Raw genomic sequence first — 22,173 nt, 5'->3', positions numbered from 1 at the left:
TGACCGAAGCATTTAGGCTTTCAGTTCTTCCCAGTGGCTGATGACGTGGGTAGTAATACCGTAATCAACGGCCTGTTGTGGGCTCATCCAGTAGTTACTGTCAGTATCTTTCTCGACCTTCTCCAGCGGCTGTCCGGTCGCCTTACTGATCAGCTGGTTGATACGCTCACGGGCACGCAGCAGTTCTTTCGCTTCGATTTCGATATCGGATACTTTCCCGCGAACCCCACCCAGCGGCTGGTGGATCATAAAGCGGGTATTAGGCAGCGAGTAGCGATTCTCTTTTTCAGCGGCCAGGAAGATGGTGATCCCGGCGCTGGCGACCCAGCCGGTACCAATAACCAGCACTTTAGGCTTCACAAACTTAATCATGTCATGGATGGTATCACCCGCTTCAACATGACCCCCCTGGCTGTTAATAAACAGCTTGATCGGCTCCTCTCCCATTTCCTGCAGGATCAGCAGCTGGGCGGTCACTTTCTCGGCAAGCGCCTGATTAATCTCACCGGAAATGATAATAGAGCGTGACTGAAGCAGTTTACTGACCGCCAGTGATGAACTCTTCTCTTCCTGCCCGTTTTCTTCTTTATCTGGCTCTTGAGGCATGCTTTACACTCCATCGGATAATCTTAAGTGACAAGAGTTTAGCATAATCCAGTTAGCGGCTAAATCAACAGGAATATCAGGCACTTTTTATATTTCAAAACAGCAGGTTGAAGTGAATTTTACCCCTCAGCTACAGGCAAGCGTCTTTTCATGCCTGCACAGGGGCAGCCAGGGCCTCCGGCGGGCAATCGCGGGTGGGGCGGGACTTTTACTCCCAATGAGCGGAGGAAATGGGCTATATTAAGGACTGGTACGTGTAAATTAAGTAAGGCATGAGGTTAACTGATGACAGATAAGCGCAAAGACGGTTCAGGGAAACTGCTGTACTGCTCTTTTTGCGGCAAAAGCCAGCATGAAGTGCGTAAGCTGATTGCCGGTCCGTCAGTCTACATCTGCGATGAGTGCGTCGATTTATGTAACGACATCATTCGCGAAGAGATCAAAGAAGCTGTGCCGCACCGCGAGCGCAGTTCACTGCCCACGCCGCATGAAATCCGCCACCACCTGGATGACTACGTTATCGGCCAGGAACGCGCCAAAAAGGTGCTCTCGGTGGCTGTCTATAACCACTACAAGCGCCTGCGTAACGGCGACACCAGCAACGGTATTGAGCTGGGCAAAAGTAATATTCTGCTGATCGGCCCGACCGGTAGCGGGAAAACGCTGCTGGCAGAAACGCTGGCGCGCCTGCTGGACGTGCCGTTTACCATGGCTGATGCCACCACGCTGACTGAAGCTGGCTATGTCGGTGAGGATGTGGAAAACATCATCCAGAAACTGCTGCAGAAGTGTGACTACGACGTGCAGAAAGCGCAGCGCGGCATCGTCTACATCGATGAGATCGACAAAATCTCCCGTAAGTCTGACAACCCGTCGATCACCCGCGATGTCTCCGGGGAGGGCGTGCAGCAGGCGCTGCTGAAGCTGATCGAAGGGACCGTGGCCGCCGTGCCGCCGCAGGGCGGCCGCAAGCATCCGCAGCAGGAGTTTCTGCAGGTGGATACGTCGAAAATTCTGTTTATCTGCGGCGGGGCCTTCGCCGGCCTGGACAAAGTGGTGTCGCAGCGCGTGGACACCGGCACTGGCATCGGCTTTGGCGCATCGGTGAAGGGCAAGTCGGAGAAAGCCACCGAAGGCGAGCTGCTGGCGCAGGTGGAGCCGGAAGATCTGATCAAGTTTGGTCTGATCCCGGAGTTCATCGGTCGTCTGCCGGTGGTGGCAACGCTGACCGAACTGAGCGAGGATGCGCTCATCCAGATCCTGCGTGAGCCTAAAAATGCGCTGACCAAACAGTACCAGGCGCTGTTCAACCTGGAAGGCGTGGAGCTGGAGTTCCGCGAGGAAGCCCTGAAGGCAATTGCCAAAAAGGCGATGTCGCGTAAAACCGGTGCCCGTGGCCTGCGCTCGATTGTGGAAGGCGCGCTGCTGAACACTATGTATGATCTGCCGTCGGTCGATGACGTAGAAAAAGTGGTGATTGACGAATCGGTTATCAGCGGCGACAGTGAACCGTTGCTGATTTATGGCAAGCCCGAAGCACAGCAGGCCTCTGGCGAATAAATAACCAAACCATTCCAGTCAGTTATCTGAAAAGGGGGAAAATGTTCCCCCTTTTACTTTTCTCGTTACCCCGACATTGAATCTATTCCGTTCATCCCCATATACTCAGGTACCTGTGGGTCAAACTGCACTTTTTCTGGATGATGCGGTTCCCCTTACCCTGGCGGAAATTAAACTAAGAGAGAGCTCTATGAATCCTGAGCGTTCTGAACGCATTGAAATCCCTGTGTTGCCGTTGCGTGACGTAGTGGTTTATCCGCACATGGTCATTCCGTTGTTTGTCGGTCGTGAAAAATCAATTCGCTGCCTTGAAGCCGCCATGGATCATGACAAAAAAATCATGCTGGTCGCTCAGAAAGAAGCTTCAACGGATGAACCTGGCATCAACGATCTCTTCTCAGTCGGGACGGTTGCCTCTATTTTGCAAATGCTGAAACTCCCTGATGGCACCGTCAAAGTGCTGGTGGAAGGTTTACAGCGTGCACATATCACGACGTTATCCGATAACGGCGACCATTTTACTGCCCAGGCCGAATACCTGGAGTCGCCCGAAATTGAAGAGCGCGAGCAGGAAGTGCTGGTGCGCACGGCGATCAACCAGTTTGAAGGTTATATCAAACTGAACAAGAAGATCCCGCCGGAAGTACTGACCTCTCTGAACAGCATTGATGATGCGGCCCGTCTGGCAGATACCGTTGCTGCACATATGCCACTGAAACTGGCTGATAAACAATCTGTGCTGGAAATGTCAGACATCAATGAGCGTCTGGAATATTTGATGGCGATGATGGAGTCGGAGATTGACCTGCTGCAGGTTGAGAAACGCATCCGTAACCGCGTCAAAAAACAGATGGAAAAAAGTCAGCGTGAGTACTATCTGAATGAACAGATGAAGGCGATTCAGAAAGAACTCGGTGAGATGGATGATGCACCGGACGAAAATGAAGCGCTGAAACGCAAAATCGACGCGGCTAAAATGCCGAAAGAGGCGCGTGACAAAACAGAAGCCGAGCTGCAAAAGTTGAAAATGATGTCGCCGATGTCTGCAGAAGCGACGGTAGTGCGTGGCTACATCGACTGGATGGTTCAGGTACCATGGAATGCGCGCAGCAAGGTGAAAAAAGATCTGCTGAAGGCACAGGAAACGCTGGATACCGATCACTTCGGCCTGGAGCGCGTGAAAGACCGCATCCTGGAATATTTGGCAGTACAGAGCCGCGTCAGCAAAATTAAGGGCCCAATCCTCTGTCTGGTGGGGCCTCCTGGCGTGGGTAAAACCTCTCTGGGCCAGTCCATCGCCAAAGCGACCGGTCGTAAATATGTCCGTATGGCGCTGGGTGGAGTACGTGATGAAGCGGAAATCCGTGGTCACCGCCGGACCTACATCGGTTCAATGCCGGGCAAACTGATCCAGAAAATGGCCAAAGTCGGCGTAAAAAACCCGCTTTTCCTGCTGGATGAAATTGACAAAATGTCGTCGGATATGCGCGGTGATCCCGCTTCCGCCTTGCTGGAAGTACTTGATCCCGAGCAGAACATTGCCTTTAACGATCACTACCTGGAAGTGGATTACGATCTCTCCGATGTGATGTTTGTGGCGACGTCTAACTCGATGAACATTCCGGCACCGCTGCTGGATCGTATGGAAGTAATCCGCCTGTCAGGTTATACCGAAGACGAAAAGCTTAACATTGCGAAACAGCACCTGCTGTCGAAGCAGATTGAGCGTAACGCGCTGAAGAAAAATGAGCTGACCGTGGACGACAGCGCCATTGTCGGCATCATCCGTTACTACACCCGTGAAGCGGGCGTACGTAGCCTTGAGCGCGAACTGTCCAAACTGTGCCGTAAAGCAGTGAAAACGCTGCTGATGGACAAATCGATCAAACACATCGAGATCAACGGCGATAACCTCAAAGACTATCTCGGCGTGCAGCGTTTCGACTACGGTCGCGCTGACAGCGAGAACCGCGTGGGTCAGGTAACGGGTCTGGCGTGGACGGAGGTGGGCGGTGACCTGCTGACGATTGAAACAGCCTGCGTACCGGGTAAAGGTAAGCTGACCTACACCGGTTCTCTGGGTGAGGTGATGCAGGAATCTATCCAGGCCGCGCTGACCGTCGTCCGTGCGCGCGCGGAGAAGCTGGGTATCAATGCAGACTTTTACGAGAAACGCGATATTCACGTTCACGTTCCTGAAGGGGCAACGCCAAAAGATGGCCCAAGCGCCGGTATTGCGATGTGTACCGCACTGGTCTCCTGCCTGACCGGTAACCCGGTGCGTGCCGACGTGGCGATGACCGGTGAAATTACGCTGCGTGGCCAGGTTCTGCCGATTGGTGGTCTGAAGGAAAAACTGCTGGCGGCTCACCGTGGCGGTATTAAAACGGTACTGATCCCGGACGAGAACAAGCGCGATCTGGAAGAGATCCCGGACAACGTGATCGCCGACCTGGAGATCCATCCGGTGAAACGCATTGAAGAAGTACTGGCCCTCGCCCTGCAAAATTCCCCATCCGGGATGCAGGTTGTGACGGCGAAATAGTGATTTAAGGCAAACTCACTGTAAAACTCAGGCTGGCAAGTGAATTGGTGCTTGCCAGCCTTTTTTTGTGCCGCTAAGTTAGGATGCTGTTAAGTCAGTGATGGCAGAGGCTGTCGGGCATTAAGCCTTAACAGGCCCGGCTGAACGGCAATAACAAATGATGCACGTACGTGTCCGGCAGAAAGCCCGTTCACGATGTATAAAATAAAAGAGGGGATGATTGAGTGAATAAGTCACAGTTGATCGACAAAATTGCTGCAAACGCCGATATTTCCAAAGCTGCAGCGGGACGTGTATTAGATGCTTTTATTGGTTCAGTTACTGAATCCCTGCAGGCTGGCGAAGAAGTCGCGCTGGTCGGCTTCGGTACCTTCTCTGTGCGTGAGCGCGCCGAGCGTACCGGGCGTAATCCGCAGACTGGCAAAGAAATTACCATTGCTGCGGGTAAAGTGCCGGGCTTCCGTGCCGGTAAAGCGCTGAAAGACTCTGTAAATTAAATGTATTAAGCCGTCGCAGAAGCAGATTTCTTCGGCGTATTGAGGATCGCCAACGCGTTCTCATGTAACATACGGGGCACATCAGCATCTTGATGTGCCTTTTTTTATGTTTCAATGACAAACGCGTGCTGCGGTTGTCTAAAATGGCTGAGTGCGTCCTCGGGAACGCGGGACGGCAGCGCAAGGTTTTACATTCACACTACAGCGGAGTGTTGTCACACCATGATGGACAATTTACGCGCGGCGTCGAACCATGTCGTGCTCAAGATTTTACTGGGCCTGATCATCCTCTCCTTTGTCCTTACCGGCGTAGGCGGGTATCTGACAGGCGGTAACGGTGATTACGCCGCGAAAGTAAACGGCCAGGAAATCAGCCGTGCGCAGCTTGAGCGTGCTTTCAGCAGTGAACGTGCGCGTCAGCAGCAGATGCTGGGCGAGCAGTTCTCAGCTCTGGCGGGTAACGAAGGTTACATGCAACAGATCCGTCAGCAGGCCCTCTCTCAGCTGATTGATGAAGTCTTACTTGACCAGTATGCCAAAGATATTGGCCTGGCCATCAGTGACGATCAGATTAAACAGGCGATTTTCACTCAGCCAGCCTTCCAGACTGACGGTAAATTTGATAATGCCAGGTACATGAGCATTATCAGCAACATGGGCTTTTCTGCCGATCAGTACGCCGAGGCTCTGCGTAAGCAGCTGACCACTCAGCAACTGATTCAGTCGGTGACCGGTACGGATTTCGTGCTGGGCAACGAGACCGACTCTCTGGCCGCGCTGGTTTCTCAGCAGCGTCTGGTGCGCGATGTGACCATCAATGTTAATGCCCTGGTGGCAATGCAGACCGTCACGCCGGAAGAGATCAAAGGCTACTATGAGCAGAACAAAAACAGCTTTATGTCGCCTGAACAGTTCCGTGTCAGCTACATCAAGCTGGATGCTGCCGCGATGCAGCAGCCGGTGAGCGAAAGCGACATTCAGGCCTGGTACGATCAACATCAGCAGGATTACACCCAGCCGCAGCGTAATCGTTACAGCATCATTCAGACGAAAACTGAAGCGGAAGCGCAATCCGTTCTGGACGCGCTGAAACAGGGCGGCGACTTTGCTGCTCTGGCGAAAGAAAAATCTGCCGACCCGATCTCTGCCCGTAACGGGGGGGATATGGGATGGCTGGAGCCTGACACGACGCCGGACGAGTTGAAAGGCGCGGGTCTGAAAGACAAAGGCCAGCTCTCTGGTGTGATTAAATCTTCCGTTGGCTTTATCGTCGCCCGTCTCGATGACACGCAGGCGGAAAAAGTGAAAATGCTGCCTGAAGTGCATGATGAAATCGCGGCTAAAGTGAAGCAGGAAAAAGCCGTAGACGCCTACTACAAACTGCAGCAGAAAGTCAGCGATGCCGCCAGCAATGACAATGAGTCGCTGGCCAGTGCAGAGCAGGCTGCTGGGGTGAAAGCAGTAGAAACGGGCTGGTTTAATCATGATAACCTGCCTGCCGAGCTGAACTTTAAAGCCGTACAGGATGCGATCTTTAACGGAGGTCTGGTGGGGGAAAACGGTTCTCCAGGCAGTAACTCAGACGTGATCACTGTCGATGGCGATCGGGCTTTCGTGCTGCGTATCAGCGAACATAAGCCAGAGGCAGTTAAACCGCTGAATGAAGTGACTGCGCAGATCACCGATACGCTGAAACAGCAGAAAGCACAGCAGGAAGCGAAAGCCCAGGCTGACAAACTGCTGGCTGCGCTGAAAGCGGGCAAAGGCGACGAGGCGCTGAAAGCGGCAGGTCTGAGCTTTGGCCCGCAGCAGACGCTGTCCCGTACCGGACAGGATGCTCTGTCTCAGGCTGCCTTTACGCTGCCGTTGCCTTCTGAAGGTAAGCCTTCATTCGGCATCAGTGAAGATGCTCAGGGTAATATCGTGGTTATGGCACTGGATAAAGTCCAAAAAGGAACCATGCCGGAAGCACAGAAACAGGCGCTGGTTCAGGGGATCACCCAGAATAATGCCCAGCTGGCTTTTGCTGCGATGTTAAGTAATCTGCGTAAAGACGCTAAAATCAAATACGGTGCGGCTGCGCAGGCCCAGTAAGCCTCGCAAAGACACTGCAACTGATTGCAATACCAAAAGGCCGCTTATGCGGCCTTTTCCATTTCTGCGATCTGGCGTTTGCCGGGCTGTCGGCATCACGTTAGGGTGGCCGTGCTGTCTAACACATGGAGGAAAACAGCATGTTTAATCGCACTTTGCAGGCCCTGACTTTTGTATTATCAGCCGGACTGTTCCTGCCGGGTATGGCGGGTGCCGCGCCGGTGGCGGAGAAGCCCGCTGCCGTTCAGGCGGTACCGGAAGCAGAGGGTATCAGCCCATCTGCGGCACAGGTCAGTATTAACAATGCCAGTGCCGGGGAACTGGCGGCGGCGTTAAATGGGGTGGGGATAAAAAAAGCGGAATCTATCGTCAGCTACCGTGAAAAATATGGTCCCTTCACTCAGCTTGAGCAGCTAAAAGAGGTGCCGGGGATGGGTAATAAGCTGGTAGAGCGCAATCTGGCATCGCTGAAATTGTGATCCATCTTCAGACCCGGCTATCTGCGCAGCACACTACGCGGACTGGCTGCTAATCTCTTAGAGGTCATACCAGTTGGTGTGGCCTTTTCTATTGATGAGGATCCGTTATGCAGACCACCATTAAAGTTCGCGGCTATCACCTGGATGTCTATCAGCATGTGAATAACGCCCGTTATCTTGAGTTTCTTGAAGAGGCCCGATGGGCCTGGCTGGAACAGAGCCGGGCATTTCACTGGATGAATGAGCGCGGTCTGGCATTTGTGGTGGTAAATATCAATATTAACTATCGCCGTCCGGCGGTGATGGGAGATGTTCTGAATATCGACAGCCAGCTGATGACGCTGGGCGGGAAAAGCGGGGTGATTGACCAGCGGGTTTCCCTGCAGTCCGATGGCAGTGCGATTTCAGATGCACTGTTGACCTTTGTCTGCATCGATCTTAAATCGAAAAAAGCCCTGCCGCTGGAAGGTGAGCTCAAGGCCCACCTGGAGACGCTGAACGCCGGGGCTGGGGCCTGACCGGTATCACCGTGGGTTACACCAGCCCGGTTTTTGTTTTCATTGCCTGCATCACGGCGGCCGGATGCTGCTGATATTCCTGCAGGCCATTGGCGCGGAGATGACATGCCGCACAGGTGCCACAGCCGTCGCCCTGAACACCATTGTAGCAGGTCAGCGTCTGATGGCGGATCAGCGGTAGCTGCTGCCAGTAGTCAGCCAGCGCCCAGGTCTCTGCCTTGTTCAGCCACATCAGCGGAGTTTCGAAGCGGATGTCTCGCGCCATACCGAGACTGACGGCGTGATTAAGCGCCTTCACAAACTCGTCACGACAGTCCGGATAACCGGAAAAATCGGTTTCGCAGACACCGGTAATGACCGCCTCGGCTTCAATCTGCCAGGCATAAATGGCTGCAAGGGTTAAAAAGAGGATATTGCGACCAGGTACGAAGGTGCTGGGCAGGCCGCTGGCATCCGGTTCGTAAGCCGGCACCGGGATGTTATCACGCGTCAGACTGCTGACGGCCAGCTCGTTAAGCATGGTCACATCCAGCACTTTATGCGCCCGCGCGCCGAGGGCGTGCGAAAGTTCCCGGGCAACATCGATTTCCGCACGGTGACGCTGGCCATAATCGAAGGTGACGCAGTGTACCTCGTCATACTGCTGTAACGCCTGAATCAGACAGGTTGTTGAGTCCTGTCCACCGCTGAATACCACCACTGCACGTTTCATACTTTCCCTTCCCGTTAATTTCTGCTGGGTATGGTAATACCTTGCCGTTCAGAAAGGTATCCCTTCTGCCGCCCGAATGGGCATGCAGTCGTGTGTGGTGTCCACCTGGGAAGGGAAGGTGTCAGACAGGCAGTGGCGTTAAGCAAGGAATGTCCGCCTGGCGCGAGAAGCAGGCACCGGCCAGGGTTAAGGAAGAAAATGGCGCGGCGTTGAATGCAGAATGGAACGAAATGCAGCGGTGAATGCAGCCGGGCATGAGAAACCAAGCTGGTAAGCGACCTGCTTAACGGAGAGGCCATTGGCGAGAAGATCTAATGAAGCACAAATTCTTGCTCGTTGCTTCCAGGTTCTGAAACTGAATCCCGTGTCCTTAATGAACAGCCGCGAAAAGTTGCGCTCAGACATGTTGGCGATAAAGGCCAGATCGCTCAAAGAGGCTTCCCAGCGATGACCGACCAGCAGCTCTCTGGTGGCGCAAAACAGACGCTCATCATTTGGCACAGGCAGTTCTGCAGCGAGGGGAGGGGCCTCACTAAGGATTTCCAGAATTAACAGCGCCATTTTACGCTGACTCGGGTCACTGTAGTCGGCATCGAAAAGCCCGGCGATCAACTCTTTCACCAGCGCTGTGGCAGTAATGACATGCACATGGTTACTTTTCGTGAAGTTCGGGCATTCTGCGATAAGACTGCTGCTGAAATAAATGGCCCGTAAGTCAGTATGGGAGAGCAGGTTGTAGCTGTGAATCTGGAGAGGCGGAAGCCACAATGCACGCTGAGGGGGGATCACCCAACGATTGCCTTCTGTTTCAACCAGCATAACGCCTCTGGTCGCAAATAAGAGTTGTCCTTCAATATGATGATGAGGAGGGTCTGTCTCTCCGCGTTGATAGCGTATGGAGGTGCCAGACCAGCCTGTCGCGTCGTCATGTCTTGGCGCTTTATCTATGCTACCTGGCATTTTAAATTCTGTTCCTGCAATTATCATCACTAAGTCGGACGGACTCATCCGATCGGTCAACATCCTGAAAGGGTGAGGCTTGCAAAATTAAGGTTATCACAAGCATTACAGGAGCATATTAAAATGCACGTACATTTCCTCATCCACGAACGTTTTGAGGCACCGGGTGCCTGTGAGACCTGGGCCAGGAATCAGGGCCATCACGTGACCTGTTCCCGGGTTTACGAAGGCGAGGCGCTACCATCCAGCGTGGAGAACATTGATTTTTTGATCGTCATGGGCGGGCCACAGGACCCGGCCACCACGCCGGAAGAATGCCCACATTTTGATGCGAAAGCGGAGCAGGCTCTCATCGCGGCCGCGGTTCACGCCGGAAAAGCCGTTATCGGTATCTGCCTGGGTTCCCAACTGATCGGTGAGGCGCTCAAGGCTCCTTTCGCACACAGCCCGGAAAAAGAGATCGGTAAGTTTCCCATTTCTCTGACGGAGGCCGGGCGACAGCACCCGCTGTTTGCGCATTTCGGTCACTCGCTTGAGGTCGGGCACTGGCATAACGATATGCCTGGCCTGACACCCGATGCCACCCTTATCGCTTACAGCGAAGGATGCCCGCGCCAGATCGTCGCTTACAGCGATCTGGTTTACGGTTTTCAGTGCCACCTGGAGCTGACTGCGGAAGTGGTTGAACGACTGATTGCACATTCTGAAAAGGATCTGAGCCGGGCAGCTGAATTCCGCTTTGTGCAGACCCCGGCAGAGCTGCGTACACATGATTACCGGGAGATGAATCAGGCACTTTTCACATTCCTGGATAAGCTGGCCGAACGTTATCGCCAGAGCCGCCAGTAACCCACTCCCTGCGCAGGGAGAAACCCGACTGAATGATGACAGAGCAGGTAAAAAATGACTGACTCACCCGTCGCCCTGATGACCATCGCCGGCGCTATTCTGCTGGGAGCCATGAGTCCCGGGCCCAGTTTCATTATGATAGTTCGCACTGCCGTGGTCTCCTCACGTCTCAGTGCGCTGGCTGCCGCCGCTGGCATGGGCGTGGGGTGCATGATTTTTTCAATCATTGCACTGGCCGGGCTGCATTCGCTGCTGACACTGGTGCCCTGGCTGTATACCGTGCTGAAAACTGCCGGCGGCGTTTACCTTCTTTGGCTGGGCGGCAACATGCTTTTCAGGACGGGCGACAGTGTGGCCTCAAGTCCGTTGGGCGATAACGCCCAGGGCCCGGGCCGCGCGTTTCTTACCGGCATGGCAACTCAGCTCAGTAATCCGAATACGGCGATCGTATTCGGCAGTATTTTTGCCGCCTTACTCAGTCAGCATATTTCGCCTTATCTGTATCTGGTACTGCCCATGATGGCGTTCTGCATCGATGCGCTCTGGTATGGTTTGGTGGCATGGCTGCTGTCGGCTGAAAGGCCCCGTCAGGCTTACATGCAATACAAATCCCGGCTGGATAAAGCGAGTGGTCTGGTGATGGGGTACCTGGGGATCCGGCTCATCCTGCGATAAGTTCTGTCAGCCTTTGCGGACCCCGCACCTGTTCGTCAGTCAACCGTGAGCGCAAATAATGTTGAAAGCCCTGTTCCGTTATGCCGGTGTTATCGCTTTTTTCACATTGGCCTGTTACGCCCCCGCAGGGGAGGCTGCAGGCAGTGTGGCGTGTCCAGCTTCGCAGAGCTTGTCTGAATGCCTTAAGCGGGTGGCCGATGATGGTGGCGGCACCGTGCAGCTCGGCAACGGTACCTATTTTCAGGACCGCAGTCTGTTACTGAGCAGCAATGTGGTACTTGAAGGCAAGGGACCGGGTACGGTTATTACCTGGAGTCCTGCGGTCAGGAACACCATCAATGCCCCGCTGCTTTATGCCACTGCCGCTATCCACGTCACGATAAAAGAGGTAAAGCTGGTTGGCACTATTGATCAGCGGCCTGACAGTCAGGATCGGCGAAATAATCAGACAGGGCTCTTCTTTGACTGTAGCGGGGATCCGACGGCCGGAGAAAAAACCGGATGCAGTGACATCATCCTGCAGAATGTTGAGGTGGAGAACAGCAGCGACGGGATCCACCTGAAAGGCGTCAGTCGTATAACGGCGACAGACCTGAAGCTGCATAACAACGGCAACACCGAAAAGGACTATTTCCATAATATCTACCTCCGTCGCGTAGCCGATGTCCGTCTGATCCAGACCGGAAAAAACAGCGGCGGTTTTTATGCCAGTCCACGCGGACACGGCATTCGCGGATCGCACCTGATCAACGTTTATATGAGCGATCTGGCAGTGTATGACAACGCCGATTACGGCATCCATATGGACAGGGTATTTAATGTCAGACTGCATAATCTGCATGTTTATCACAACTGCCTGAGCGGCAAGCCAGGCTGCCAGCCGATAAAATGCTTTGGCCCTCAGTGCGATATCCATCCCAATGCGCCGGCTGAACCGGCACCGGGTATCAACAGGCCGTAATCCGAGTCCGCTCTCAGAGGATGGCGACAGGCGGGGCAATCCAGGCCCGGGAAAAATCAAACCAGCCCCAGGCGTTCAGGCGGATCCCTTCAACATCTGGTGGCGCGCTGACCTGATAACGATAGTTAAACAGTGGGGTGATCACCGCATCCGCCATCAGCTGCAGATATAACGCCCTGAGACATCGCTGCCGTTGTTCCAGCTGCGGATGAGCCTGTAAATCCTCCAGCTGATGCAGCAGTGGCGGCCAGCCGTCTGCCCCGAGCAGTATCGGCCACAGGGGATCCTGGCGCAGCCAGCTCTCCAGGGTAAATACCGGCGCCTCACCGATCAGCCTGTCGCCCATCACCAGATCTGCCTCTGCCAGTGCGGGGTAATCCTGCCAGTTTTTGGCCGGGTGGAAATGCAGCGTCAGCTGGCAGCCCTGGGTGGCCAGCAGCTGTTGTAACTTTGCCGCCATGGCATGCAGCTCGACCGGCAGGTGGTAATGCAGACTGAGTCGGGCAGGCAGGGAAACGTCCGGATCAGGCTGCCAGTCAGGAACATGCCAGCCCGGCAGCATTTCCCGGCTGGGGGTGATCAGGCCTTCTTCAAGAGGCAGCGCTTCGATAATGCCTGACTGATGCACCAGCGACATAATATGCCTGGCCTGACGCGGGGAAAGTCCGGCACGCCGCCCTCGCGCCAGGTAACAAAATCCAAGGCTGATACGCTGGCTGACGGGCTGCAGAGCCTTCAGATCGTGCTGCGCACCGATGGCAATCTTCACCGGATGACGGCAGCTGGTGCCCAGCCCCGGGTCAAACAGCTGCGGCGCGATCCAGTATTCAATAGCCTGCATCAGCGGATGCGTGCCGTGATACCAGCCGTGGCTTTCCAGGCGCAGTAGCGCCGGGGAGTTCACCATCAACCGCCAGGGCCCGGCACCGATATTCGGATTATCCGGGTGAGGAAGCAGGCAGGAGACGCTGGCCAGCCGGTGTGCCAGCCAGTAGTCTGGCGTCAGCAGGTCAATACGCAGGCAGAGGGCGTGGGCCTGACTAACCGCCTTAACGCTGGCCAGCAGGCGCTGTCCGTCCGGACTGGCAAGGATCATCTCCAGTCGCTGCTGCAGCTGCTCTGCGGTGACCGCTTCGCCGTGATGCCAGCGTAGCTGAGGGCGCAAAAAGAAGAACCAGCTCAGTCCGTCTTCACTGATCTGCCAGTGGTGGGCGAGGTCGGGGACGGCCTCATCTCCCGCCAGGCGGCTTAATCCGGCAAAAACCTGCTGGGCCAGATGCTGCTCTGCCCGGGCAGGCTGCCGTAGCGGACGCAGGGGGGCAAGAGGGCGGTAGTAGGGAATACGCAGCGTAGGCTGGTTGTTCTGCCACTGCCCGCCCATAAACGGCTGAAGCAGCTGGCTGAGCTGTTCCGGGGCCAGCGGCACCATCTGCAGCGCATGCTGCGGCTGGCCGTTATCAAGCTGCTGCAGCATCAGCTCGCTGCGCAGGGTGGCGGGAGATTGCAGAAAGGTCAGACAGCCGCGCCTTCCGCGCCCTGACGTCGCCTGCCAGTTCAGCCATCCGCTCTCCTGCCACTGACGCAGCAGCGTTCGGGCGTGGCGATCACTGCAAAAACAGCAGGCGGCAATAGCGGCCACGCTGGTCGACTGCGGCTGGCCTGCACTGTATTGCCACAGGCGCTGGTACTGATTTAAGCGGTTAAGCTGTCTCATATCATGGTAAACCCGGAACAGTTTAAAAAAAGTATTCACTATTAGTTCCGTAAATGCCAGAGGATACTCAGTGCAGATGAAAAACCCTTTAAGCGGAGAGAACATAGTGCGTCTTGCTGCATTTGATATGGACGGTACGCTGCTGATGCCCGACCATCAGCTGGGACAACAAACCCTGCTCAGCCTTCGTGCGCTTCAGGCACACCCCGTACAGCTGACCTTTGCCACCGGTCGCCATTATCTGGAGATACAGCCGCTGCTGCGCAATTACGATCTGCCTGCCTTTTTGATCAGCGGCAACGGAACGCGCATCCACGATCCCGCCGGTGAGTTACTGCATGCCAGCGATCTTCCTCCGGCCGTGGCAAGACAGGTGATCCACAGCCACTGGAATACCCGCGCCAGTCTGCACGTTTTCAATGATAATGGCTGGTTTACACAGCATGACGTTCCGGAGATTTTACAGGCGCATCAGCTGTCAAATTTCCGCTATCAGCTGACCGATTTGCGTACGCTGCCGGAACATCAGGTGACGAAAGCCTGCTTTATTGCCGACTATGAAACGCTGTGCGCGCTGAAAATCCAGCTTCATGAAGCGCTGGGCGATAGCGCCCACCTCTGCTTTTCGGCGCAGGACTGCCTGGAGGTGTTGCCCCTCGACTGTAACAAGGGGGCGGCCCTGGCGCAGTTAACGGATCGGCTGGGTATTCACATGGCAGAGTGCATGGCCTTTGGCGATGCAATGAACGATCTGGAGATGCTGGGAGGCGTGGGGCAGGGTTTTGTGATGCGCAACGCCATGCGTGAACTGAAAGCGAAACTGCCGCATTTACCGGTTATTGGCGACTGTGCGACACAGGGCGTGTCTCATTATCTCAACCACTGGCTTTCCACACCACACCGGGTTTATTCCCCCGAATAATCCGTTAACTGGCCAGTGTGCCGGACCAGGACGTCCGGCTATTTTCTTTACCGGCGCAGCGCCGTTTTGGTTGTCACCGCCGGCTGTCGGCTGCGTGCACCGCGATACAGCGTCAGCAATATCCCCAGCAGGAAAGGCAACAACAGCAGTAAAGATTCACGGCTGATACTGCTGCCATTCATCTGACTCTCCAGCGCCACCGCAATAAGCGGAAAGACCAGAAAGACCAGCGAAGCCTGGAAGGGTTTTGCCGTCTGTTGCAGCGCAAAGTAAGCCAGAATGCCGCCCACGCCGGCCACCACGCCAAGATAGGCAATCGCTATCAGCGCCTCGGGCGCGAAGGCATGAACATCGGGTGATTCCGCCAGCCCGGCCACCGTCAGGAGTATGCCCGCCCCCAGACAGGGCAGTGCGTTATAGCTCAACACGGAAATACCCGCACAGCGCTTTTTACACTGGACGTACATCACCGCGTGGATTAGCACGGCAGCGACCAGCGCCAGGATCCCCTGAAGCTGACTCTCTCCGCTGTGGCGGGTTTCGTGCCACAGAATTGTGCTTAGTGCGCCGATGCTGATGGCCAGACCCAGCAGCTGCTGCAGCGATGTTTTTTCACGGAGAAACAGCAGGGAAGCGGCCAGCACCGCCGCAGGCATGGTGGCAAAAATAATCGCCGCCAGGCTGGATGACGTGTAACGCTCACCGTAGATCATCAGCGTAAACGGAATGGCGAAATAGAACAGCATCACACAGAGCTGAAAACCGCGCTGCCCCCGGGGAAACAGCAACGGCGCCTTTTTATATCGTGCAAGCAACAGCAGCAGCGGGGCAGCACAGAGGAAACGCAGCCCGGTGGCAAAAACGGGTGGAACGGTGGCCACGGTGATTTTCATCGCCATCCAGGTTGTACCCCAGGTGAGGGCGACAGCCGTGAATAATCCAATGATCAACAGGTTACGGTAAGCAGAACGCGGCATTTTCGTCATCCTTGAGTGAGAGACTGCAGGAGAACCAGATTAACGAAATGCCCGGGGAAAAGGTTGCTATAATACTGCTGTATTGCTGACCTTCTGGAGAAAATTTTGCTACTTACACCGCTGGATAAAAAAGACCGCTTGCTGTTAAACCTGCTCCAGCAGGATTGCACGCTCTCCCTGCAGGCGCTGGCGGATGCTGTCAGCCTGACCACCACGCCCTGCTGGAAGCGCTTGAAAAGGCTGGAGGATGAAGGCTATATTCGCGGCCGGGTGGCGTTACTCGATGGTGAAAAACTTGGCCTTAGTCTGACGGCTTTTGTCTTGATCAAAACCCAGCAGCACAGCAGTGAATGGTTTAACCAGTTTGTCGATGTGGTGCAGGCCATGCCGGAAGTGATGGGGTTCTATCGCATGGCGGGTGAGTATGATTATTTGCTGCGTGTCCAGGTGGCCGATATGAAAAGCTATGATGGCTTTTACAAGCGTCTGGTCAACGGCGTGCCGGGCCTGATCGATGTCACTTCGAGTTTTGCGATGGAAGAGATAAAATACACCACCGCTTTGCCGGTGACGCTTTAACCGGTCGATAATCAGGATATTTTTGTGCGACTTTTTAGCCAACTTAGCTGGTACTTTTTGCGTGAATGGCGCCGTTATCTCGGGGCGGTTTTGCTGTTAATCGTGATTGCCATACTGCAACTCCTGCCACCGCATGTGGTGGGCAGGATCGTCGACGGCGTCAGCCGTGACAGCATGAGTCACAGCCAGCTGATGATGTGGGTTGGCGTCATGCTGGCCACGGCCATTGTCGTTTATCTGCTGCGCTATGTCTGGCGCGTGCTGCTGTTTGGAGCCTCCTATCAGCTGGCGGTGGAGCTGCGTGAAGATTTCTATCGTCAGCTCAGTCGCCAGCATCCCGGATTCTATTTACGCCACCGGACCGGCGACCTGATAGCCCGGGCCACCAATGACGTTGACCGTGTGGTGTTCGCCGCCGGTGAAGGTGTGCTGACGCTGGTCGACTCGCTGGTCATGGGCATGGCAGTGCTGATTGTGATGAGTACGCAAATCAGCTGGCAGCTCACGCTGCTGGCGCTGTTGCCGATGCCGGTGATGGCGCTGGTGATCAAACGCTACGGTGATCAGCTCCATCAGCGCTTTAAGCTGGCCCAGGCGGCATTTTCCTCGCTGAACGATCAGACGCAGGAAAGCCTGAGCAGTATTCGTATGATCAAAGCGTTTGGCCTGGAAGACCATCAGTCGGGGCAGTTTGCTGCCATTGCCAAAGATACCGGAGAAAAAAACCTGCGGGTAGCCCGCGTTGATGCGCGCTTTGACCCCACTATCTATATCGCTATCGGCCTGTCGAATCTGTTGGCTATCGGCGGCGGGAGCTGGATGGTATGGCACGGCACGATGACCCTGGGGCAGCTCACCAGTTTTGTGATGTACCTGGGGCTGATGATCTGGCCGATGCTGGCGCTGGCCTGGATGTTTAACATTGTTGAACGCGGGAGCGCGGCCTGGACCCGAATTAAGGCGCTGCTGGCGGAAGCGCCGGCAGTCGTTGACGGTGATAAAGCGCTGCCGGAAGGGCGGGGCGTGCTGGCGATCTCAGTCGGCGAGTTCTGCTATCCGGGGGCGCAACAGCCTGCGCTGCGCAATCTGCACGTTCGCCTTCAGCCAGGACAGATGCTGGGGCTGTGTGGCCCTACCGGCGCGGGGAAGAGTACCTTGTTGAGTCTGATCCAGCGCCATTTTGATATCGACCAGGGCGATATTTGTTATCACGATATTCCTTTACCACAGCTGCGTCTGGACAGCTGGCGCAGCCGCCTGGCCGTGGTCAGCCAGACCCCCTTCCTGTTCTCCGACAGCGTAGCCAGTAACATTGCGCTGGGCCGTCCGGGTGCCACACAAAGTGAAATTGAACAGGCGGCTCGTCTCGCTTTTGTCCATGACGACATTTTGCGGTTGCCGGAGGGTTATGAGACGGAAGTGGGCGAGCGGGGCGTGATGCTCTCTGGCGGTCAGAAACAGCGGATTTCTATTGCGCGGGCCCTGCTGCTGGAGGCGGAAATCCTCGTACTGGATGATGCGCTGTCCGCCGTGGATGGCCGTACCGAGCATCAGATCCTGCATAATCTGCGCAGCTGGGGAGAAGGGCGCACGGTGATCATCAGCGCCCATCGCCTCTCTGCGCTGACCGAAGCCAGTGAGATCCTGGTACTGCAGCACGGCCAGGTGGCACAGCGCGGCGACCATGAGCAACTGTCGGCAGAAGAGGGCTGGTATCGCGATATGTACCGTTATCAGCAGCTGGAAGCCGCCCTGGACGATGATGAAACAGAACAGGGAGCTGTGCATGGCTAATGTCATCCAACTGTGGCCGACGATCAAACGGCTGCTGTCCTACGGTGCACCGTGGCGTAAATCCCTGAGCCTGGCGGTGCTGATGCTGTGGGTTGCCGCCGCCGCAGAGGTGCTGGGGCCGGTGCTGGTCAGCTACTTTATCGACAACATGGTGGCGAAACACCGCATGCCGGTAGGGCTGGCTGCCGGCCTGGTCGTCAGTTTCCTGTTATTACAATTGCTGGCAGCAGCGCTGCACTACGCTCAGGCACTGTTGTTTAATCAGGCGGCGGTCGGCGTGGTTCAGCGTCTGCGAACTGACGTGATGGATGCGGCGCTGCGCCAGCCGCTGGGAGCATTTGATACCCAACCGGTCGGCCAGATAATCTCTCGCGTCACCAATGATACCGAGGTGGTGCGCGACCTGTACGTCACCGTTGTCGCCACCGTCCTGCGCAGCGCGGCGCTGGTGGGGGCGATGCTGGTGGCGATGTTCAGCCTTGACTGGCGTATGGCGCTGGTGGCGATCACTATTTTTCCTGCCGTGCTGGTGGTGATGCTGATTTATCAGCGCTACAGCACGCCGATTGTGCGCCGCGTCCGCAGCTATCTGGCCGAGATCAACAACGGCTTTAATGAAGTGATCAACGGGATGAGCGTCATTCAGCAGTTCCGCCAGCAGGCACGCTTTGGCGAAAGGATGGGCGAGGCCAGCCGTTCACACTATCTGGCGCGGATGCAGACGTTACGGCTGGACGGCTTCCTGCTGCGGCCGTTGCTCAGTCTTTTTTCAGCGATGATCCTCTGTGGCCTGATGATGCTGTTTGGGTTCACCTCCGTCGGCACGATTGAGGTTGGCGTACTGTATGCCTTTATCAACTACCTGGGACGGCTGAATGAACCGCTGATCGAACTGACCACCCAGCAGTCAATGCTGCAACAGGCTGTCGTGGCGGGGGAGCGCATTTTTGAACTGATGGACGCGCCGCGTCAGCCCTATGGCGAAGACAGTGAGCCGCTGCGCAGCGGTAGCATTGAGATCCGTGATGTCACCTTCGCCTACCGCAGCGGCCGCCCGGTGTTAACGGATATCAACCTGTCGGTGCCCTCACGCCATTTTGTGGCGCTGGTCGGGCATACCGGCAGCGGAAAAAGCACGCTGGCTAATCTGCTGATGGGCTATTATGCGCTCAGTCAGGGGGAGATCCTGCTGGACGGCCGTCCGCTCGCTTCCCTCAGCCATGCGGCGCTGCGGGGGAGCGTGGCGATGGTTCAGCAGGACCCCGTCGTGCTGGCCGATACGTTCTTTGCTAACGTCACCCTGGGGCGCGATATCAGTGAAGACGCCGTATGGCAGGCGCTGGAAACGGTGCAGCTGGCCTCCCTGGCGCGTGACCTGCCGGAGGGGATCCACACCCGGCTGGGAGAGCAGGGGAACACCCTCTCTGTCGGGCAGAAGCAACTGCTGGCGATGGCACGCGTGCTGGTGGCATCGCCCCAAATCCTGATCCTGGATGAAGCCACCGCCAATATTGATTCCGGCACGGAACAGGCCATTCAGAAAGCACTGCGGGCGATACGTGAACAGACGACGCTGGTGGTGATTGCGCACCGGCTCTCCACCATCACCGAGGCAGACACCATTCTGGTGCTGCACCGTGGGCAGGCCGTGGAGCGCGGCAGCCACCAGGCGCTTCTGGCCGCCCAAGGACGCTACTGGCAGATGTATCAGCTGCAGTTAGCGGGTGAGGAGCTGGCCGCTGCCGAAAACGGCTGACACCTTACCGCTACGCTGCACCAAATGCAGGCGAGAAAACACCCGTTTATCGCACAAATGCACTGGCTTAACGCATAACGCACCTTTCTGGTGCGTTTTTTCTATACTCCTCATTGTGCCTCTCTTTTCTGTGTGATCTGCGCCTCAGCCAGGACTCAGACCAGCACTGACTAATGGTCTGAAAAATGCAGATTTTTAAACTCTGGCACAGCGTTTGCTTTAATCATTTCGTGTCGCTGAAACAACCTATTTTTTTACTGGAGGGGATCGTATGAAGCTGGTTACCGTGGTAATCAAACCGTTCAAACTGGAAGACGTGCGAGAAGCACTGTCGTCAATCGGCATTCAGGGTCTCACTGTCACTGAAGTGAAAGGCTTCGGCCGTCAGAAAGGTCATGCAGAACTGTATCGCGGTGCTGAATACAGCGTGAACTTCCTGCCAAAAGTAAAAATTGATATTGCGATTGCAGACGACCAGCTTGATGAAGTGGTTGATGTCATTAGCAAAGCGGCCTATACAGGCAAAATTGGTGACGGGAAGATCTTTGTTGCAGAACTGCAACGGGTCATCCGTATTCGCACCGGCGAAACTGACGAAGCAGCACTGTAATTCGGGGCTCAGAATTGTGATGGGATGGGATAAAATGAAAAAACTCGCTAAGTTAGGCCTCGCCGGTGCTGCTTTTTTACCGTCGCTGGCAATGGCCGCTGCGCCTGCGGTCGCGGATAAAGCTGACAACGCCTTTATGATGATCTGCACCGCGCTGGTGCTGTTTATGACAATCCCCGGCATTGCCCTGTTTTACGGCGGCCTGATCCGCGCTAAAAACGTGTTGTCGATGCTGACCCAGGTGGCAATGACCTTCGCCATGGTCTGTGTACTGTGGATGGTGTATGGCTATTCGCTGGCGTTCAGCGAAGGCAATGCCTTCTTCGGTAACTTTAACTGGGCGATGCTGAAAAATATCTCACCGACTGCCGTGATGGGATCTTACTACCAGTATATCCACGTCGCCTTCCAGGCCTCTTTCGCCTGCATCACCGTGGGCCTGATTGTCGGTGCCATCGCCGAGCGTATTCGTTTCTCTGCCTTGCTGATTTTTGTTGTCATCTGGCTGACCTTTGCCTATCTGCCGATTGCACATATGGTATGGGCGGGCGGCTTCCTGGCTCAGGATGGCGCACTGGACTTTGCGGGCGGTACGGTGGTGCACATTAATGCGGCGGTTGCAGGCCTGGTCGGGGCTTACCTGGTCGGTAAACGCGCCGGCTTTGGTAAAGAGGCATTCAAACCTCACAACCTGCCGATGGTCTTCACCGGCACCGCGATACTCTACTTTGGCTGGTTCGGCTTCAACGCAGGCTCAGCCAGTGCAGCGAACGAAATTGCCGGTCTGGCATTCCTCAACACCGTGATTGCGACAGCGGGAGCGATGTTGAGCTGGACCTTCGGTGAGTGGGCCCTGCGCGGTAAGCCTTCTCTGCTGGGCGTCAGCTCGGGTGTGATTGCCGGTCTGGTCGCCATCACGCCAGCCTGTGGCTATGTGGGCGTAGGCGGTGCACTGATAATTGGTCTGGTCGGGGGGCTCGCCGGTCTCTGGGGCGTCACCATTCTGAAAAAATGGCTGCGAGTTGACGATCCCTGCGATGTCTTCGGTGTTCACGGCGTGTGCGGCATCGTTGGCTGCATCCTGACCGGTATCTTCGCCTCTTCTTCCCTGGGCGGCGTAGGCTACGCAGAAGGCGTGACCATGGGGCACCAGGTCTGGGTCCAGCTGTTCAGCGTGGGTCTGACGATAGTCTGGACGGCAGTAGTGGCGTTCATCGGCTTTAAAGTGGCGGATATGATTGTTGGTCTGCGTGTGCCGGAAGAGCACGAACGTGAAGGTCTGGACGTCAACAGCCACGGCGAGAATGCTTACAACCAGTAAGCGGCTGTCAGCCTGAAAAGGCAGTGTGCAGCAAACCGAACAAA

20 protein-coding genes are annotated in these 22,173 nt (G+C 55.7%); 15 read left to right on the top strand and 5 right to left on the bottom strand.

Annotation, left to right across the window (positions count from 1 at the left end; all coding sequences use genetic code 11):
- Positions 1–12: 12 nt before the first annotated feature.
- The gene (locus tag ACZ3HG_RS14280; protein ID WP_191935762.1) at positions 13–606 is read right to left on the bottom strand and encodes an ATP-dependent Clp protease proteolytic subunit; all 594 of its coding nucleotides are present in this window, start codon (positions 604–606) and stop codon (positions 13–15) included.
- A gap of 285 nt (positions 607–891) precedes the next feature.
- Between ACZ3HG_RS14280 and clpX the strand changes: the two genes are divergently transcribed.
- The 6 genes from clpX to ACZ3HG_RS14250 all read left to right on the top strand — a co-directional run bounded on the left by clpX (position 892) and on the right by ACZ3HG_RS14250 (position 8,299).
- Complete coding sequence (gene clpX, locus ACZ3HG_RS14275; RefSeq protein ID WP_118664533.1) at positions 892–2,166, top strand: ATP-dependent protease ATP-binding subunit ClpX; 1,275 nt, start codon at positions 892–894, stop codon at positions 2,164–2,166.
- Positions 2,167–2,356: 190 nt separating this feature from the next.
- The gene (gene lon, locus ACZ3HG_RS14270) at positions 2,357–4,711 is read left to right on the top strand and encodes an endopeptidase La (RefSeq protein ID WP_191933639.1); all 2,355 of its coding nucleotides are present in this window, start codon (positions 2,357–2,359) and stop codon (positions 4,709–4,711) included.
- Between the two features lie 224 nt (positions 4,712–4,935).
- Positions 4,936–5,208, top strand: coding sequence for a nucleoid-associated protein HU-beta (gene hupB / locus ACZ3HG_RS14265; protein WP_191933638.1), 273 nt, complete (start codon positions 4,936–4,938; stop codon positions 5,206–5,208).
- A 222-nt stretch (positions 5,209–5,430) separates the two neighbouring features.
- Complete coding sequence (gene ppiD, locus ACZ3HG_RS14260) at positions 5,431–7,302, top strand: peptidylprolyl isomerase (RefSeq protein ID WP_191936919.1); 1,872 nt, start codon at positions 5,431–5,433, stop codon at positions 7,300–7,302.
- A 140-nt stretch (positions 7,303–7,442) separates the two neighbouring features.
- On the top strand, positions 7,443–7,781 hold the full coding sequence (locus tag ACZ3HG_RS14255) for a helix-hairpin-helix domain-containing protein (protein ID WP_191933636.1): 339 nt from the start codon (positions 7,443–7,445) through the stop codon (positions 7,779–7,781).
- Positions 7,782–7,888: 107 nt separating this feature from the next.
- Entirely contained in the window at positions 7,889–8,299 is a 411-nt protein-coding gene (locus tag ACZ3HG_RS14250) for an acyl-CoA thioesterase (protein ID WP_062744962.1), read from the top strand.
- A 16-nt stretch (positions 8,300–8,315) separates the two neighbouring features.
- Here the strand turns inward: ACZ3HG_RS14250 and queC are convergent, their stop codons facing one another.
- Both queC and ACZ3HG_RS14240 read right to left on the bottom strand, forming a co-directional pair.
- The gene (gene queC, locus ACZ3HG_RS14245; RefSeq protein ID WP_465333115.1) at positions 8,316–9,011 is read right to left on the bottom strand and encodes a 7-cyano-7-deazaguanine synthase QueC; all 696 of its coding nucleotides are present in this window, start codon (positions 9,009–9,011) and stop codon (positions 8,316–8,318) included.
- A 186-nt stretch (positions 9,012–9,197) separates the two neighbouring features.
- Positions 9,198–9,998, bottom strand: coding sequence for an AraC family transcriptional regulator (locus ACZ3HG_RS14240; protein ID WP_465333239.1), 801 nt, complete (start codon positions 9,996–9,998; stop codon positions 9,198–9,200).
- A 96-nt stretch (positions 9,999–10,094) separates the two neighbouring features.
- Between ACZ3HG_RS14240 and ACZ3HG_RS14235 the strand changes: the two genes are divergently transcribed.
- The 3 genes from ACZ3HG_RS14235 (at position 10,095) to ACZ3HG_RS14225 (ending at position 12,456) form a co-directional block, all read left to right on the top strand.
- Positions 10,095–10,820: a type 1 glutamine amidotransferase gene (locus tag ACZ3HG_RS14235; protein ID WP_191933634.1), complete on the top strand. Its 726-nt coding sequence runs from the start codon at positions 10,095–10,097 to the stop codon at positions 10,818–10,820.
- Positions 10,821–10,874: 54 nt separating this feature from the next.
- Positions 10,875–11,495 (top strand): LysE family translocator, encoded by a 621-nt coding sequence (locus ACZ3HG_RS14230; protein ID WP_465333112.1) that lies wholly within the window; start codon positions 10,875–10,877, stop codon positions 11,493–11,495.
- A 169-nt stretch (positions 11,496–11,664) separates the two neighbouring features.
- Positions 11,665–12,456, top strand: a complete 792-nt coding sequence (locus tag ACZ3HG_RS14225) for a right-handed parallel beta-helix repeat-containing protein (protein ID WP_465333110.1) — start codon at positions 11,665–11,667, stop codon at positions 12,454–12,456.
- A 13-nt stretch (positions 12,457–12,469) separates the two neighbouring features.
- Here ACZ3HG_RS14225 and ACZ3HG_RS14220 read toward each other — a convergent pair whose 3' ends face one another.
- Positions 12,470–14,170 carry an SgrR family transcriptional regulator gene (locus ACZ3HG_RS14220; RefSeq protein WP_465333237.1) on the bottom strand — a complete coding sequence of 567 codons (1,701 nt, stop codon included), beginning with the start codon at positions 14,168–14,170 and terminating at the stop codon, positions 12,470–12,472.
- Between the two features lie 103 nt (positions 14,171–14,273).
- Here ACZ3HG_RS14220 and cof point away from each other — a divergent pair, with 103 nt between their 5' ends.
- Entirely contained in the window at positions 14,274–15,092 is an 819-nt protein-coding gene (gene cof, locus ACZ3HG_RS14215) for an HMP-PP phosphatase (RefSeq protein WP_465333235.1), read from the top strand.
- Positions 15,093–15,139: 47 nt separating this feature from the next.
- Here the strand turns inward: cof and ACZ3HG_RS14210 are convergent, their stop codons facing one another.
- Positions 15,140–16,069, bottom strand: a complete 930-nt coding sequence (locus ACZ3HG_RS14210; protein ID WP_191933631.1) for a DMT family transporter — start codon at positions 16,067–16,069, stop codon at positions 15,140–15,142.
- Positions 16,070–16,174: 105 nt separating this feature from the next.
- Between ACZ3HG_RS14210 and ACZ3HG_RS14205 the strand changes: the two genes are divergently transcribed.
- The 5 genes from ACZ3HG_RS14205 (at position 16,175) to amtB (ending at position 22,129) form a co-directional block, all read left to right on the top strand.
- Positions 16,175–16,648, top strand: coding sequence for an Lrp/AsnC family transcriptional regulator (locus ACZ3HG_RS14205; protein ID WP_191933630.1), 474 nt, complete (start codon positions 16,175–16,177; stop codon positions 16,646–16,648).
- 24 nt (positions 16,649–16,672) lie between these two features.
- The gene (locus ACZ3HG_RS14200; RefSeq protein ID WP_465333107.1) at positions 16,673–18,442 is read left to right on the top strand and encodes a SmdA family multidrug ABC transporter permease/ATP-binding protein; all 1,770 of its coding nucleotides are present in this window, start codon (positions 16,673–16,675) and stop codon (positions 18,440–18,442) included.
- Positions 18,435–20,198, top strand: coding sequence for a SmdB family multidrug efflux ABC transporter permease/ATP-binding protein (locus ACZ3HG_RS14195; RefSeq protein WP_465333105.1), 1,764 nt, complete (start codon positions 18,435–18,437; stop codon positions 20,196–20,198). The genes ACZ3HG_RS14200 and ACZ3HG_RS14195 overlap by 8 nt, the downstream gene beginning before the upstream one ends.
- A 271-nt stretch (positions 20,199–20,469) precedes the next feature.
- The gene (gene glnK / locus ACZ3HG_RS14190) at positions 20,470–20,808 is read left to right on the top strand and encodes a P-II family nitrogen regulator (RefSeq protein WP_007886947.1); all 339 of its coding nucleotides are present in this window, start codon (positions 20,470–20,472) and stop codon (positions 20,806–20,808) included.
- Positions 20,809–20,827: 19 nt separating this feature from the next.
- Positions 20,828–22,129, top strand: coding sequence for an ammonium transporter AmtB (gene amtB / locus ACZ3HG_RS14185; protein ID WP_191933627.1), 1,302 nt, complete (start codon positions 20,828–20,830; stop codon positions 22,127–22,129).
- The last annotated feature ends 44 nt before the right edge of the window (positions 22,130–22,173 follow it).

This window comes from Erwinia sp. PME.40.26/001 (genome assembly GCF_055556675.1).
Note: the sequence above shows the minus strand (reverse complement) of the source record. Positions and strands in the feature narration are given on the sequence as shown.

Bases quoted from the DNA above. Each gene is read 5' to 3' on its own strand.
- ACZ3HG_RS14235 (WP_191933634.1), top strand. From the start codon at position 10,095: ATGCACGTACATTTCCTCATCCACGAACGTTTTGAGGCACCGGGTGCC.
- ACZ3HG_RS14240 (WP_465333239.1), bottom strand. From the start codon at position 9,998: ATGATAATTGCAGGAACAGAATTTAAAATGCCAGGTAGCATAGATAAA.
- ppiD (WP_191936919.1), top strand. From the start codon at position 5,431: ATGATGGACAATTTACGCGCGGCGTCGAACCATGTCGTGCTCAAGATT.
- ACZ3HG_RS14210 (WP_191933631.1), bottom strand. From the start codon at position 16,069: ATGCCGCGTTCTGCTTACCGTAACCTGTTGATCATTGGATTATTCACG.
- ACZ3HG_RS14280 (WP_191935762.1), bottom strand. From the start codon at position 606: ATGCCTCAAGAGCCAGATAAAGAAGAAAACGGGCAGGAAGAGAAGAGT.
- ACZ3HG_RS14195 (WP_465333105.1), top strand. From the start codon at position 18,435: ATGGCTAATGTCATCCAACTGTGGCCGACGATCAAACGGCTGCTGTCC.
- glnK (WP_007886947.1), top strand. From the start codon at position 20,470: ATGAAGCTGGTTACCGTGGTAATCAAACCGTTCAAACTGGAAGACGTG.
- amtB (WP_191933627.1), top strand. From the start codon at position 20,828: ATGGGATGGGATAAAATGAAAAAACTCGCTAAGTTAGGCCTCGCCGGT.
- ACZ3HG_RS14250 (WP_062744962.1), top strand. From the start codon at position 7,889: ATGCAGACCACCATTAAAGTTCGCGGCTATCACCTGGATGTCTATCAG.
- queC (WP_465333115.1), bottom strand. From the start codon at position 9,011: ATGAAACGTGCAGTGGTGGTATTCAGCGGTGGACAGGACTCAACAACC.
- ACZ3HG_RS14255 (WP_191933636.1), top strand. From the start codon at position 7,443: ATGTTTAATCGCACTTTGCAGGCCCTGACTTTTGTATTATCAGCCGGA.
- ACZ3HG_RS14220 (WP_465333237.1), bottom strand. From the start codon at position 14,170: ATGAGACAGCTTAACCGCTTAAATCAGTACCAGCGCCTGTGGCAATAC.
- ACZ3HG_RS14230 (WP_465333112.1), top strand. From the start codon at position 10,875: ATGACTGACTCACCCGTCGCCCTGATGACCATCGCCGGCGCTATTCTG.
- clpX (WP_118664533.1), top strand. From the start codon at position 892: ATGACAGATAAGCGCAAAGACGGTTCAGGGAAACTGCTGTACTGCTCT.
- lon (WP_191933639.1), top strand. From the start codon at position 2,357: ATGAATCCTGAGCGTTCTGAACGCATTGAAATCCCTGTGTTGCCGTTG.